The sequence below is a fragment of the Klebsiella sp. SYXHC3 genome (assembly GCF_057196925.1).
In genome coordinates, this window is record NZ_JBXUNG010000003.1 from 399,656 (window position 1) to 413,084 (window position 13,429).

General features: G+C 51.1%; 15 protein-coding genes. 6 read left to right on the forward strand and 9 right to left on the reverse strand.

Going from position 1 to position 13,429, the window contains the following annotated elements; genetic code table 11:
• Window positions 1-83: 83 nt before the first annotated feature.
• Together citR and dsbG are read right to left on the reverse strand one after the other, a co-directional pair.
• Complete coding sequence (citR, locus tag AC2CGP_RS11380; protein ID WP_015367750.1) at window positions 84-986, reverse strand: DNA-binding transcriptional repressor CitR; 903 nt, start codon at window positions 984-986, stop codon at window positions 84-86.
• A gap of 193 nt (window positions 987-1,179) precedes the next feature.
• Window positions 1,180-1,932 (reverse strand): thiol:disulfide interchange protein DsbG, encoded by a 753-nt coding sequence (dsbG, locus tag AC2CGP_RS11385; RefSeq protein ID WP_015367748.1) that lies wholly within the window; start codon window positions 1,930-1,932, stop codon window positions 1,180-1,182.
• A gap of 402 nt (window positions 1,933-2,334) precedes the next feature.
• Between dsbG and ahpC the strand changes: the two genes are divergently transcribed.
• Together ahpC and ahpF are read left to right on the forward strand one after the other, a co-directional pair.
• Window positions 2,335-2,898, forward strand: coding sequence for an alkyl hydroperoxide reductase subunit C (gene ahpC, locus AC2CGP_RS11390; protein WP_004859485.1), 564 nt, complete (start codon window positions 2,335-2,337; stop codon window positions 2,896-2,898).
• 127 nt (window positions 2,899-3,025) lie between these two features.
• Window positions 3,026-4,591 carry an alkyl hydroperoxide reductase subunit F gene (ahpF, locus tag AC2CGP_RS11395; RefSeq protein WP_213759380.1) on the forward strand — a complete coding sequence of 522 codons (1,566 nt, stop codon included), beginning with the start codon at window positions 3,026-3,028 and terminating at the stop codon, window positions 4,589-4,591.
• An 80-nt stretch (window positions 4,592-4,671) separates the two neighbouring features.
• Here ahpF and uspG read toward each other — a convergent pair whose 3' ends face one another.
• The 4 genes from uspG to dcuC all read right to left on the reverse strand — a co-directional run bounded on the left by uspG (window position 4,672) and on the right by dcuC (window position 8,137).
• A complete protein-coding gene (uspG, locus tag AC2CGP_RS11400) occupies window positions 4,672-5,100 on the reverse strand; it encodes a universal stress protein UspG (RefSeq protein WP_015367746.1) in 429 nt (142 codons plus the stop codon).
• Window positions 5,101-5,289: 189 nt separating this feature from the next.
• Window positions 5,290-5,700: a nucleoside diphosphate kinase regulator gene (rnk, locus tag AC2CGP_RS11405; protein ID WP_015367745.1), complete on the reverse strand. Its 411-nt coding sequence runs from the start codon at window positions 5,698-5,700 to the stop codon at window positions 5,290-5,292.
• 172 nt (window positions 5,701-5,872) lie between these two features.
• The gene (gene rna, locus AC2CGP_RS11410) at window positions 5,873-6,670 is read right to left on the reverse strand and encodes a ribonuclease I (protein ID WP_213759381.1); all 798 of its coding nucleotides are present in this window, start codon (window positions 6,668-6,670) and stop codon (window positions 5,873-5,875) included.
• A gap of 93 nt (window positions 6,671-6,763) precedes the next feature.
• The gene (gene dcuC / locus AC2CGP_RS11415) at window positions 6,764-8,137 is read right to left on the reverse strand and encodes an anaerobic C4-dicarboxylate transporter DcuC (RefSeq protein WP_015367743.1); all 1,374 of its coding nucleotides are present in this window, start codon (window positions 8,135-8,137) and stop codon (window positions 6,764-6,766) included.
• A 291-nt stretch (window positions 8,138-8,428) separates the two neighbouring features.
• Here dcuC and pagP point away from each other — a divergent pair, with 291 nt between their 5' ends.
• The gene (pagP, locus tag AC2CGP_RS11420) at window positions 8,429-9,004 is read left to right on the forward strand and encodes a lipid IV(A) palmitoyltransferase PagP (RefSeq protein ID WP_161798749.1); all 576 of its coding nucleotides are present in this window, start codon (window positions 8,429-8,431) and stop codon (window positions 9,002-9,004) included.
• 193 nt (window positions 9,005-9,197) lie between these two features.
• Window positions 9,198-9,407, forward strand: a complete 210-nt coding sequence (cspE, locus tag AC2CGP_RS11425; protein WP_012542460.1) for a transcription antiterminator/RNA stability regulator CspE — start codon at window positions 9,198-9,200, stop codon at window positions 9,405-9,407.
• A 57-nt stretch (window positions 9,408-9,464) separates the two neighbouring features.
• Here the strand turns inward: cspE and crcB are convergent, their stop codons facing one another.
• Window positions 9,465-9,848 carry a fluoride efflux transporter CrcB gene (crcB, locus tag AC2CGP_RS11430; RefSeq protein ID WP_015367741.1) on the reverse strand — a complete coding sequence of 128 codons (384 nt, stop codon included), beginning with the start codon at window positions 9,846-9,848 and terminating at the stop codon, window positions 9,465-9,467.
• An 88-nt stretch (window positions 9,849-9,936) separates the two neighbouring features.
• Between crcB and AC2CGP_RS11435 the strand changes: the two genes are divergently transcribed.
• Together AC2CGP_RS11435 and tatE are read left to right on the forward strand one after the other, a co-directional pair.
• Window positions 9,937-10,725 (forward strand): deaminated glutathione amidase, encoded by a 789-nt coding sequence (locus tag AC2CGP_RS11435; protein WP_072382741.1) that lies wholly within the window; start codon window positions 9,937-9,939, stop codon window positions 10,723-10,725.
• Between the two features lie 138 nt (window positions 10,726-10,863).
• The gene (tatE, locus tag AC2CGP_RS11440) at window positions 10,864-11,070 is read left to right on the forward strand and encodes a twin-arginine translocase subunit TatE (RefSeq protein WP_004859519.1); all 207 of its coding nucleotides are present in this window, start codon (window positions 10,864-10,866) and stop codon (window positions 11,068-11,070) included.
• Window positions 11,071-11,274: 204 nt separating this feature from the next.
• Here tatE and lipA read toward each other — a convergent pair whose 3' ends face one another.
• Window positions 11,275-12,240: a lipoyl synthase gene (gene lipA, locus AC2CGP_RS11445; RefSeq protein WP_015367739.1), complete on the reverse strand. Its 966-nt coding sequence runs from the start codon at window positions 12,238-12,240 to the stop codon at window positions 11,275-11,277.
• Between the two features lie 181 nt (window positions 12,241-12,421).
• A complete protein-coding gene (locus tag AC2CGP_RS11450) occupies window positions 12,422-13,396 on the reverse strand; it encodes a YbeF family transcriptional regulator (RefSeq protein WP_199802300.1) in 975 nt (324 codons plus the stop codon).
• Window positions 13,397-13,429 lie beyond the last annotated feature (33 nt).

A 13,429-nucleotide genomic window follows, 5' to 3' on the forward strand; every position in this document is an offset into this window, starting at 1 on the left:
AATATGAAATGGTAATGTTTTAAGTGGGTTCAATGTAATTCACACAAACATATTCACCATGTGAATATGTTTGTAATGGCAAATTAGTTGACTGCGGTATTTTGCGTAATAAATTCGGAAAATTTGGGGTTGTTTAATGATGAACGATTATAAATCATATAGGCCATTACCGGAGGGATCGGGTCAGGCAAAATGATTTCGCGGAATTTAAATGAAGCGCTAAAATAACTTAATGCGTGCTTCGGGACAAAACCAATAAGATCGCTCTGATTGATCATCGTTAAAATAGCTATTAGCGAGTTGCTGCGAAACGCAATTCTTCTTTCAGGCATGAGATCGCTCCCGTGCTGTTGAAAGGCCTTTACATTCGGGTCAGATGAGGTGTAAAGCGTAAATCCTTCCCGAGACACCTCTTCAAATGAATTCAGATGATCTGCACGAGGGTGGCCTTCGCGACAAACCAGTGCAATTTCTAATTCCTGAAAAGGCTGGCAAATAGTACTGTGATTAGAAAGAGGCGTAATACTATAAATCAGGTCGGCTTTACGGTAAGCCATCAGGTCTTCAACGCTTTCTGGGGATAGCAGCAGATCGCGATGATCGATTTGTAGATTCGGGTCCATGTGCAATTTATTAATTAAATCCATGGTTGCTGGTGATATAAGAAGTTGCGGGCTGTAAATTACAAATCGTTTACTTAATTCAGAATGATTGGCGATATTAATTGTTTTTTCTAATTGGTTGAGGTTTTTTTCCAGGTGATGATGTAAGTTCATGCCCACGATCGTCGGGGTAATTCCTTTACCGGAACGCACAAATAGCGGATCGTTTAATTGATTACGTAACCGCTGCAGTGACTGGCTTACCGCGGAAGGAGTAATAAACAGCGTTTCCGCCGCTTTACTGATACTAAGATGTTGATAAATGCACTCGAAGATAACCAACAGGTTTAGATCGAATTTTTTTAAATCATAAAGGTTGGCCATGCTTAACGTCCTGTTTATGTTGCAGCGAGGCGAACGGATTATTATTTCTTACCGTTATACATTTGTGGCGATGCTATCAAATATCATTATTATAGCTAAATATACAATTAATCCCTACTAAATGTATACCAACCAATCGCTTTCCGCCAGATCCTTTTTTGTCCTTAAGTATCTGGCGGAAATGCGTTATTTTTTACTGCTGCTTTTCACCCATCATCACCTGCAGTTTCTCTTTATCGGGTAGTCCCACTACCTGCTGCAGCACGTTATCTTTATTCATATAGTAAATAGCCGGCGTGGCGTTGGCGCCAAGGTCATCCATCAGCTGCTGGTTGATATTCAGGGTCCTCATCAAGGCCGCAGGGATATCTGTCGGTACGTTCAGCTTCAGTTTGCCGTTGGACTGTTCGTAATCATGCCAGGTTTGCGCCGGGTCTTTGCTTGCCAGTATGGCCGCTGCGGTGGCCGGACTTTCTGGTTTAATCACGCCGACCAATAGTGTGCGCAGTTGCACTTTACCGGATTCAACCCACGGCCTCGCCTGTTGCCAGAACTGTTTACAGTAGGGGCAGAAAGGGTCGGCAAACACATAAAGGACGATGGGCGCCTCTTTTTTACCTTCCCGTAGCCAGTCAGCGGACTCGAGTTTTTTCCACATCGCCTGTCCGGCCGGGGTATAGAGTTCTTTCTGGAAAAGCTGTTCGCTCAGATTGTTGCCTTTTTCGTCGTACATGTAGCCGGAAATGGCGTGCTTACCGTCGGGGGTGAGATAAATAGCAACGCCCATATCCTGATACTTTCCGAGCCAGCCTTTGACGCCGCCGGGGGCTTCAAAGGGCTTAATGATAGTAATACCCTGTTTTTCTATTGCTTTTACGGGGGCGGGGAGGTCTTCGGCATAGCTACACAACGGCAGCAGGCTCAGAAAAAGCAGTCGTTTTAACATGAGTATTCCTTTTAAATCAGAAGCTAATGTGAAGTGGTGGCGAAACCTATCGCAGCCATAGATAACACCTGCCGGGCGTTTGGTTGCCCTTTAGTTCGGCGAATGATGTAATCCTTCATGCTGTTACATTAAGGTGTAGAGCGCAACATATTGCCAGCCATTCTGGCGCTGAAGCTACCTGCGGGTATTTCAGGTAACGGGGCCGCCTGAGAGGGCGGCCTTTTTACTTTCAGCGAAATGAGGCGAAACACGGGGAAAAACCGCGATCGCGACGGCAGGTTCACAAAGTTGTCTTGTTACGGTTGTTAGATAACGCTTATTGATTTGATAATGCAAACGCATTGGTCGAGTCAGGAAAAATTCGTTAACTTAGACCTCAACAAAAACACGGAGGAAGTATCGATGTCTTTAATTAATACCAAAATCAAACCTTTCAAAAACCAGGCATTCAAAAACGGTGAATTCATCGAAGTTACCGAAAAAGACACTGAAGGCCGCTGGAGCGTCTTCTTCTTCTACCCGGCCGACTTCACTTTCGTTTGCCCGACCGAACTGGGTGACGTGGCTGACCATTACGAAGAGCTGCAGAAACTGGGCGTAGACGTTTACTCTGTTTCTACCGACACCCACTTTACCCACAAAGCGTGGCACAGCAGCTCTGACACCATCGCTAAAATCAAATACGCGATGATCGGCGACCCGACTGGCGCCCTGACCCGTAACTTCGACAATATGCGTGAAGATGAAGGTCTGGCTGACCGCGCGACCTTCGTCGTTGACCCGCAGGGTATCATCCAGGCAATCGAAGTTACCGCTGAAGGTATCGGCCGTGATGCGTCTGACCTGCTGCGTAAAATCAAAGCCGCTCAGTACGTTGCTTCCCACCCAGGCGAAGTGTGCCCGGCTAAGTGGAAAGAAGGCGAAGCGACACTGGCTCCTTCTTTAGATCTGGTTGGTAAGATCTAATTCGTTTTATTCCCGCTAATCAACGGGCGCACCAGCGCCCGTTTTATTCCACACCATGATGCAAGCGCATTCAGGCTGCCTGACAAAGGCCGCTTGCATGATGATGTTTTAAGCCCAGGAGATAAAAATGCTCGACACCAACATGAAAACCCAGCTCAAGGCCTATCTTGAGAAGCTGACCAAACCTGTTGAGCTGATTGCCACGCTGGATGACAGCGCTAAATCGGCAGAGATCAAGGAACTGTTGGCTGAAATCGCTGAACTGTCAGACAAAGTTACCTTTAAAGAAGACAACACGCTGGCGGTACGTAAGCCATCGTTCCTGATTACTAACCCAGGTTCCAACCAGGGGCCGCGTTTTGCTGGTTCTCCCCTGGGACATGAGTTCACCTCATTAGTGCTGGCGCTACTGTGGACCGGCGGTCATCCGTCGAAAGAAGCGCAGTCGCTGCTGGAGCAGATCCGCAACCTTGACGGTGATTTTGAATTCGAGACTTACTACTCGCTCTCTTGCCACAACTGCCCGGACGTGGTGCAGGCGCTGAACCTGATGGCGGTGCTGAATCCGCGCATCAAACACACGGCGATTGATGGTGGAACCTTCCAGAATGAAATCACCGATCGCAACGTGATGGGCGTACCGGCGGTGTTTGTGAATGGTCAGGAGTTTGGTCAAGGTCGTATGACGCTGACTGAAATCGTCGCCAAAGTGGATACCGGCGCGGAAAAACGCGCGGTGGAAGAGCTGAACAAACGCGATGCTTATGATGTTCTGATCGTCGGTTCCGGCCCGTCTGGCGCCGCGGCGGCGGTATACTCCGCGCGTAAAGGCATTCGTACCGGCCTGATGGGCGAACGTTTCGGCGGCCAGGTGCTGGATACTGTAGATATCGAAAACTATATTTCCGTACCGAAAACCGAAGGCCAAAAACTGGCCGGCGCCCTGAAAGCGCACGTCAGTGAATATGATGTTGATGTGATTGATTCACAAAGCGCGGCAAAACTGATCCCGGCAGCCGTCGAAGGCGGCCTGCATCAGATCGAAACCGCCTCCGGCGCGGTGCTGAAAGCGCGCAGCGTGATCATCGCAACCGGCGCCAAATGGCGTAACATGAACGTACCTGGTGAAGACCAATACCGCACTAAGGGCGTAACCTACTGCCCGCACTGCGACGGCCCGCTGTTCAAAGGTAAACGCGTGGCGGTGATTGGCGGCGGTAACTCTGGCGTTGAAGCGGCAATTGATTTGGCGGGCGTCGTTGAACACGTGACGTTGCTGGAGTTCGCGCCAGAAATGAAAGCCGACCAGGTGCTGCAGGATAAAGTACGCAGCCTGAAAAATGTCGATATTATTCTCAACGCCCAGACCACCGAAGTGGTTGGCGACGGCAGTAAGGTGACTGGCCTGCAGTACCGTGACCGCGTCAGCGGCGATGAGCATCATGTCGCGTTAGCCGGTATTTTTGTCCAGATCGGCCTGTTGCCGAATACCAACTGGCTGGAAGGTACGGTTGAGCGTAACCGCATGGGTGAAATCATCATTGATGCCAAATGTGAAACCAACGTGAAGGGCGTGTTTGCCGCCGGCGACTGCACTACCGTGCCGTACAAACAAATTATTATCGCCACTGGCGAAGGTGCGAAGGCTTCTTTGAGCTCATTTGATTATCTGATTCGCACCAAAAGCGCATAAAAAGTCGTAAGACAATACCTGCACACAGCAAAGAGGCGACCCTGGGGTCGCCTCTTTTTTTTGCTTATTGCACCGTTCCGTTATCTCACGACCATTACCGGAATATGGGCATGACGAATCACGCTTGAGGCGTTTGAACCCAGCAAATGGGTGCTGATCGACGGATTACGTGAACCAATGACTACCACGTCAGCTTTGATTTCATTGGCCAGCTCATTAACCATATCGCGGACGTTGCCGAAACGCACATGGCTCTTGATGCGTGAAGGGTCGATGCTGAAGTGGCCGACCATGGTCTGCAAGCGGGTTTCCGCTTCATGCTGCAAATGCTCTTCAAAGCGGCGCAGATCGGCGGTAAAACGGCTCATGGTGAAGCTGGATGAACCGGGTAAGACGTGAAGTAAATGAATAATACCGTCCTGTTGGGCGAGAAACTCTGCATGGCGGACAGCCTTGTCGCTCAGCTCCATTTCAAAGACATCAACCGGCATAATGATAGTTTTATACATATGCATTTCTCCTTGTTTGTCTGTTTCTATATCAACATATTATACAAGGATATTGCGGCATTCAGGTCGCAAAACTGTATACGCCGTCACGGGATGAGGTAAAAATTTGTCACAGAGGGTGGGGAAACAGAAAGAGGATGACGAGGCATCCTCTGAATAAAGCGTGAAACGCCTCAGGCAGCGGGGTACTTAGCGGTGGAATTCGCCTGCGGCTTCCGGCTGGTACAGCAGTTCCAGCACTTCCAGATGCGCCGATGCGCCGCCGGGTAACTCCCAATGGATGGAGGTCCCGACTTTCAGCCCGAGCAGCGCTGCGCCAACCGGCGCCAGAACCGAAAGCTGAGTGGCGCTATCGGTCGCCTGCGCCGGGAAAACCAGAGTCCGCACGCGTTCTTCACCGCTGGTTAAGTCGCGGAAGCGGACTTTGCTGTTCATGCTGACGACGTCGTGCGGCATTGCTTCCGGCGCCAGCATTTGCGCGCGGTCCAGTTCGTCGTTCAGGGCATCGGCTACCGGTGAATTAGCATACGCCGGCTGTTCAAGCAGTCTGTCGATACGTTCAGCATCGAATTCATTAATAATGATTGCGGGTCTGGTCATTGCATACTCCATGTTATCCAGGAACCTTTTCCGTAAAAGAAAACCCTCGCCGAAAGGGGCAAGGGTTAATGTCCCTTCATCATACTGAGACTTGCCTGATGTTTGAAGTGATTAAGCGCACATTCAGCGCATCGTTAGCAAAAGCAGATGAAATGGGCGCATCGCTCTGTTATCAAGAACCGACTTTGTCCAGCACAAACTGCTTAGCGCAGTTGCCCGGATGCGGCTGCGGCAGGAACGCATCTGCGCCCAGCGGAGCATTGATCGCGCTAGCTTTGATGGAGATTTGCATTTCCGTTAAATAAGCGGGATTGCCGTCACAGGTTAATTTAAAGGCTTTCACGTTTTGCGCGCCATAGGCTTTGGCGACGGCGGCATCAAAATCGCTACGGCTAACGGTTTGTCCGTAATGTTTCGCCAGAAAATCGCCGATTGCGCTTTGCTTCACTTCGCCATTCAGGCGCACCATCGTGCCGAAGTAGCTATCCGGATCGAAGCCGAAACAGACGCCATGTTTGGCATACTCATAGCGTTCCAGGCAGGAGTTACCGCCGGAACCCGGCATCACGCTATTCAGCTTATTGGCCATTTCCAGCGATAGCCCGGTTTCCGCGGCCTGGCATTTACGCCCGGCTCTGACTTCCGGCATATTGGGGATAGGGCGCGTCGCGCAGCCGTAGCGCATCCAGCGGCGCTCATCGACGCCGCGCGAGGCGATCGACTTCGGCAGGCCCGGCCACAGGCCGTGTACCGTCAGAAAATCGGCTTTGTTGCGTTCTTCCTGCTGTAGCCGGCACTCCTCTGGTTCATTACGATTTCTATCCAGCATGCTCTGACAAAAACCGGTTTGCCAGGACAATGCCAGCACGTAACGATCGAAATCACCGTATTTCGTCGCGGTAAGCGGTTCTGCGCCAACCTGTGTTGCGCCGAGTAAAAGGGCAATGGCGACGACATCCTTCCTGAACATTTTTATTCCTGATAGTGGGAGATGATTAATTGCTGGGATTTATTAAAGCATAAAAAAGGCGCCTGCTGGCGCCTTTTCACTGCGGTTTGTGGTTTATTGAATCGCGGCGCCGGGGACCAGAATCTCGGTGGCGATGATCACCACTAACAGGCCGACGATAACGGGAACCGAGGTGCGTTTAACAACTTCGAACGGAGAAATCTTCGCCATTCCCGCCACCGCCACCACCACGCCGGAAACCGGTGAAATGGTGCGTCCCAGATTCGATGCCTGCAACATAGGGATCGACAGATAGGCCGGGTTGATGCCGGAAGAGTGGGCAAGCTTCGGGATCATCTCAACGAAGGCGTAAAACGGCGCGTTGCCGGAACCGGTAGTCATCGCCGCCAGCATGGTCAGGACGACTAATACCAACATCAGGATGATGCTGGCGGATCCGAACGAGGTCGCAATAGAGATAAGACCGTCGATAAAACCGATAGTGCTCAGACCCTGGGCAAATACGCCCGCCGCCACCAACAGCATGACGACGCTGGCGAAGGCGTCCGCCATGCCGCGATAGGCGGCTTCCAGCCCGGTGAAGACCTTTTTAGTGTCAAAACTGCGCAGGAATTCCAGTACTGAAGCCAGCACCATACAGATCACCAGAATCGTGATGATGTGTAACTCCGGCCCCCATTTGCCGTCAAAAATCAGCACGCCGATAATCGGTGTGAAAGGCAGAATGGCGTACAGCGCCGGGGCGGTGGTGGTTATCTCATTGACGTCGAGCATCTCGTGCGAGGCGTTCTCTTTTTTATCGAGGTAGCGCTGCCAGAAGAAGTGAGCGATGGCCATACAGACGATAGCGGCAATCGAGATAGGTAAAGTGGTTTTGAAAGCGAAATCAATCAGCGGCATTTCGGCAGCTTTGGCCGCCAGCACTACGTCACCGGAGGTTGGTGACAGGATCAACGCGGCAGGGGAGGCGCAAATCGCCGCCGCGGCGCCGCGGCTGATGCCGACATTGACCATTACCGGAAACAGCGTCGCCATCAGCAGCACCCCAAGGCCAGTTGCCGAGGAGACCGCCAGCGACATCAGGCAGGCGAGGAAGTAGGCGGCAATCATCAACAGATAAGGCGAGTTAATATATTGCAGCGGCTTAGAGGCCAGTTTAACCACCATATCGTTGGCGCCGATATGGGTCATATAGGTGGCGAAACCGCAGAGCATCATAATCATCATGCCGAGGTCGCCGCCGCGGCTCATGAGCAGTATTTTAATATATTCAAAGATGTCGGTTGCGGTGTAACCCGTAGTGGCGGCGCTGGCCGGGAGAACTTTATGTCCCATAATGGCGCTGGCGATAAGCAAGATTAAACCGCCGACAAACAGCACCCCTGTCGCGGAATAACCTTTTATAATGTAGCGGGCGACGCCCACAATAACCACGACCCCGATAAGGATCTCAACAAGCGTAAGCATACTTTACCCCTAAGCCATTAACCCAAAGAATCTGCTGATATATAAAGCACTACAAAAATTAAGTGATGGAATGTGCCCAAAAAACGGACAGAACTTGCTGACCCAAATCAATAAACTACTGAGAATTGACTAATCAGAACCCGTGGCACGGCTAACATCACAAAAGTTGTCTACCAGCATGAGCTTTTTGCTATGGCGCAATTCAGGATTTTGCCTTATTCCGTTAACAGTCTATTAAGATTACATTTGTTACTTTACTTCGTTTTTAAAATTGCAATCGGTAATAGAGAAGTGTTTAAACTACGTCAATTTACATTATTTATGCTTGCGCTGTCCGGCCTGCTGCTGTCGCCCGGCTATGCTAACGCCTCGTTCTCGTCAACGCTCCGCGATGGCTACAATACGCTGACGGACAATGTCGCGCAAACCTGGAACGAGCCTGAGCACTACGATCTCTACATCCCGGCGATCACCTGGCACGCGCGCTTTGCCTATGACAAAGAGAAAACCGATAAGTATAACGAACGCCCATGGGGCGCGGGATTTGGCATGTCGCGTTGGGACGAGAAAGGTAACTGGCACGGCCTTTATCTGATGGCGTTTAAAGATTCCTTTAATAAGTGGGAGCCGATTGGCGGCTATGGCTGGGAAAAAACCTGGCGCCCGCTGGCCGACGACAACTTCCATCTTGGCCTTGGTTACACCCTTGGCGTAACGGCGCGCGACAACTGGAACTATATCCCGATCCCGGTGGTGCTGCCGCTGGCATCGATTGGCTACGGCCCGGCGACGTTCCAGATGACCTACATCCCCGGCACTTATAACAACGGCAACGTTTATTTTGCCTGGGCACGGATTCAGTTTTAATCGTTATAACGTAGTGACAAAAGTGATAAGTTCTTTGTCTTGTTGAAAAACAATGACTAACGTAACTGTCGGCTATAAAGATAGAGACTTTTATCACTTTTTAAGAAAGTTACGCTGGACAAAAGGCATCACAATTGATGTACTGGTATCCGACACAGCATTAGTGTCGTTTTTTAATTTAAAGGTAATTTTGATGTCTAAGATTAAAGGTAACGTTAAGTGGTTTAATGAGTCCAAAGGATTCGGTTTCATTACTCCGGAAGATGGCAGCAAAGATGTATTCGTACACTTCTCTGCAATCCAGTCCAACGGTTTCAAAACTCTGGCTGAAGGTCAGCGCGTAGAGTTCGAAATCACTAACGGTGCCAAAGGCCCTTCTGCTGCAAACGTAATGGCTATCTAACCAACGCGTCAGTAGAATATAAAAACCCGCTTATAGCGGGTTTTTTTTTGCCTGTCGTTAGCGGGCGGCTGACTGTGAGAACAGCCAGAATGCCGTCGCGGTCATGGCGAAAGAACCCAGTAGATTGACCAGCACGTTTAACAATGCCCAACTGAAACGCCCCTGCTGGAGCAGGAAGACCACTTCTGCTGAAAAGGTGGAGAAAGTCGTCAGGCCGCCGCAGAAACCGGTAGTGATAAGCAGTTTCCACATTGGATCGACATGCGTTAGACGATTGAACCACGCCAGCCCGGCGCCGATAATAAATGCGCCCAGCAGGTTAGCGATTAGCGTGCCAATGGGAATCGCATGATGCATGGGGTTAAATTTCATGCCCAGCCACCAGCGCAACACGCTGCCGGTTCCGCCGCCAACAAAAACGGCTAAAAGGAGTTGTAACACGGTTTTTTCCTGCTATTTGGTTAGGTATAAGGCCGAGTGTAGCGCGCCAAAGGCGTTTTTGGCTATGGATTCGAAGTGGGAGAAAGAGATGCGGGTAGCAGCAGGGCAATTTGCCGTCACGGCGCAGTGGCAAACTAATGCGCAGATCTGCGTTGAACTGATGCGTCAGGCGGCAGAATGCGGGGTATCGTTACTGGTCTTACCCGAGGCGTTGCTGGCGCGGGCCGATAACGATCCTGATATGTCGGTAAAATCAGCGCAGGCGCTGGACGGCGGCTTCATGCAGCAACTGCTGGCCGAAAGCCGGAGTAATGACTTAACCACGATATTAACGCTGCACGTGCCCTCTGGCGAAGGGCGCGCGAGCAATACCCTGGTCGCAATACGACAGGGGATGATTAGCGCACAATACCAGAAACTCCATTTGTACGATGCGTTTAATATGCAGGAGTCGCGGCTGGTGGATGCCGGCGAACAAATTCCGCCGTTAATTGATTTAAATGGGATGCGAATCGGCTTAATGACCTGCTACGATTTACGCTTTCCCGAATTAGCGCTATCGTTAGCGTTAAAGGGGGCCGATGTGTTGGTGCTTCCTGCCGCGTGGGTTCGCGGGCCATTGAAGGAACATCACTGGGCGACGCTGCTGGCGGCAAGAGCGCTGGATACCACCTGCTACATTATTGCGGCAGGCGAATGTGGAACGCGTAATATCGGTCAGAGCCGGATTATCGATCCGTTCGGTACCACCATTGCTGGCGCCGCTGCCCAGCCGCAGCTGATTTTTGCTGAGATATCCGCAGATTATATTCGTCAGGTGCGTGAGAGTTTGCCGGTGCTGCGTAATCGCAGATTTGCGCCACCGCAATTATTGTGACGTTTTTTTAAACAAGGCTTGATTCACCTTGTTACAGATTGCTATTGTGTCGGCGCGTCAAATAGCCGTTAATTGTATGCGTATATGTGTATGATGGCGTATTCGCAGCTTGAGCTTGTATAGAGAAGAAGGTTAGCTATGGGTGAGATTAGTATTACCAAACTGCTGGTAGTCGCAGCGCTGATTATTTTAGTGTTTGGTACCAAAAAATTACGCACGCTGGGTGGAGACCTGGGTTCGGCTATCAAAGGCTTCAAGAAAGCCATGAATGATGACGATGACAGTGCCAAAAAGACCAGCGCTGAGGAAGACGCGCCGGCACAGAAGCTCTCTCATAAAGAGTAATTAATCACGGGCTCCCGACGAACGGGGGCGCGTCGCGGCCGGGTGTGAAGCTCAGGCGGCAAAGAGGCGGCAGCGTATTCGTTGTCGCCTTTTTTATGGTTAGCGTTTTGGATATGAAAAAAGATGCAACCAGGTATGACAATGGAAAGGGGGATTAGCCGGTAAATCAGGCCGCCGCGAACGACGGCCAGAGAAAGACAGGAGTTATTTTACTTCCATACCTTTTGCCTGCAGATCGGCATGATAGGAAGAGCGGACGAACGGGCCGCAGGCAGCATGGGTAAAGCCCATCGCCATGGCTTCAGCTTTCATCTCTTCAAACTCTTCCGGGCTAACATAACGCTGTACCGGAAGGTGGTGACGGCTCGGCTGCAGATACTGACCCAGCGTCAGCATGGTGACGCCATGACGGCGCAGATCGCGCATCACTTCGATGATCTCTTCATTGGTTTCGCCAAGACCGACCATCAGACCCGATTTGGTCGGGATTTCCGGATGCGCTTCTTTAAAGCGCTCCAGCAGTTTCAGCGACCAGTTGTAATCTGCGCCCGGACGCACCTGGCGATACAGACGCGGTACGTTTTCCAGGTTGTGGTTAAACACATCCGGCGGCGTCACTTTCAGAATATCCAGCGCGCGATCCATACGGCCACGGAAATCCGGCACCAGCGTTTCAATCTTGATATTTGGGCTCTTCTCGCGGATAGCGCTGATACAGTCAGCGAAGTGTTGCGCGCCGCCATCACGAAGATCGTCGCGGTCAACGGAAGTCACCACCACGTAGCGCAGACCCATATCGGCGATGGTTTGCGCCAGTTTTTGCGGCTCATTGGCATCAGGCGTCACCGGACGACCGTGGGCAACGTCGCAGAACGGACAACGGCGAGTACAGATAGCGCCGAGGATCATAAAGGTCGCGGTACCGTGGTTGAAGCACTCGGCAAGGTTCGGGCAAGAGGCTTCTTCGCACACGGAGTGCAGGCCATTCTTACGCATCGCTGCCTTGATCCCCTGAATACGGGACGAGTCAGCCGGAAGTTTGATTTTCATCCATTCCGGTTTTCTGAGCAGAGCTTCACGCTCAGTTGCCACGTTTTTCACCGGGATAAGGGCCATTTTATCGGCGTCGCGGTACTTAACACCGCGTTCCATCACAATGGGTTTACTCATAGCGTGCGTGTTCCAGTTGCGAGTCACGAAGGAAAGCGAATTAATTCAATCAAATGTTGTATTTATCAACTATTTTTGAACTAAGGACAGGCAGTATATCATTGATACGGGGTTGAAAGCAGCCTGGTTACCCGGCAAATTGTAAAATAGTTGTTGTTTTATCCTTTTCCCTCGCGTGCGGTTAGCAGGCATAAGTTTGCACAATGGTGTCGATAATCGCTTTCAGTAACGGCTCCTGTGCGCTTTGCCGGTTGTAATGGAGCGAAATATCAATACGCTGGTCCTGCAGAGGTGGAAAAGAAATCGCTTGTAAAGGCCAGATTTTCGCCACCAGCGCGAACATACTCTCCGGCGTCAGCCCCAGCAAATCGCTATTATTCATCATTGCCGCCTGGGTCAACAGGTTATAGCTGCTAAAGCCGCAGCGGCGTTCGCCGACGTACTCTTCTAGCTGGCGATGCAGAGTAGGGTAGCGCTGCCCTTCCGGTAGCAATAGCGCGAACTCATACTGCTGCAGATTTTCCTTCGTCAGGGGAAGGTGCAAAATGGGGTGATTTTCGCGGCAAAAGATGACAACCGGTTCGGAGAACAGCACCTGGTGTGCAATAGCCAGCCCGCTATGGGGATAGCTGTCGATCAGTAAGTCAACCTGCCGCTGATTAAGCTGGCTGGCGGCATCGGTAATCGCCATATTGTGCAGTAATACCTGAGGAAAGCGCGATTTCAACGCATTGGCGATTTTCGGTATCACCAGAGCGCCGACGGTCGGCGCGGTGGCAATAGTGAGCACACGCTGCTGATGTGAGCCGCTGCCCAAATCCAGCGCATTGAGAAAGGCTTCCATCCCCTGGCTGATATATTGATGCAGGTGGGTCGCATAAGCCGTGGGCGTGACTCCCTGACCTTTACGAATAAAGAGCGGGTCGGGGAATAGAGCCCGTAGTTTATTGATGGACTGGCTAATCGCCGAAGGTGTGATATTTAATACCTTCGCCGCGTTGACGATGCCTTTGTGCACGTACACGGCTTCGAAGATAGTTAACAGGTTAAGATCGATATTACGCAGAATACGAAAGATCTGCCGATCTTCTGGCTGTTCGTTGCTTTCCAATGGAGGATGATTGTCGGCCACTCGCGGATCCGGTCGTTGGGTCATAGCCTCATTATAGCGGGCGATTATGTGGCGTAG

Bases quoted from the DNA above. Each gene is read 5' to 3' on its own strand.
- dsbG (WP_015367748.1), bottom strand. From the start codon at position 1,932: ATGTTAAAACGACTGCTTTTTCTGAGCCTGCTGCCGTTGTGTAGCTAT.
- rnk (WP_015367745.1), bottom strand. From the start codon at position 5,700: ATGACCAGACCCGCAATCATTATTAATGAATTCGATGCTGAACGTATC.
- AC2CGP_RS11435 (WP_072382741.1), top strand. From the start codon at position 9,937: ATGCGGGTAGCAGCAGGGCAATTTGCCGTCACGGCGCAGTGGCAAACT.
- tatE (WP_004859519.1), top strand. From the start codon at position 10,864: ATGGGTGAGATTAGTATTACCAAACTGCTGGTAGTCGCAGCGCTGATT.
- rna (WP_213759381.1), bottom strand. From the start codon at position 6,670: ATGTTCAGGAAGGATGTCGTCGCCATTGCCCTTTTACTCGGCGCAACA.
- ahpF (WP_213759380.1), top strand. From the start codon at position 3,026: ATGCTCGACACCAACATGAAAACCCAGCTCAAGGCCTATCTTGAGAAG.
- citR (WP_015367750.1), bottom strand. From the start codon at position 986: ATGGCCAACCTTTATGATTTAAAAAAATTCGATCTAAACCTGTTGGTT.
- ahpC (WP_004859485.1), top strand. From the start codon at position 2,335: ATGTCTTTAATTAATACCAAAATCAAACCTTTCAAAAACCAGGCATTC.
- uspG (WP_015367746.1), bottom strand. From the start codon at position 5,100: ATGTATAAAACTATCATTATGCCGGTTGATGTCTTTGAAATGGAGCTG.
- dcuC (WP_015367743.1), bottom strand. From the start codon at position 8,137: ATGCTTACGCTTGTTGAGATCCTTATCGGGGTCGTGGTTATTGTGGGC.
- cspE (WP_012542460.1), top strand. From the start codon at position 9,198: ATGTCTAAGATTAAAGGTAACGTTAAGTGGTTTAATGAGTCCAAAGGA.
- lipA (WP_015367739.1), bottom strand. From the start codon at position 12,240: ATGAGTAAACCCATTGTGATGGAACGCGGTGTTAAGTACCGCGACGCC.
- AC2CGP_RS11450 (WP_199802300.1), bottom strand. From the start codon at position 13,396: ATGACCCAACGACCGGATCCGCGAGTGGCCGACAATCATCCTCCATTG.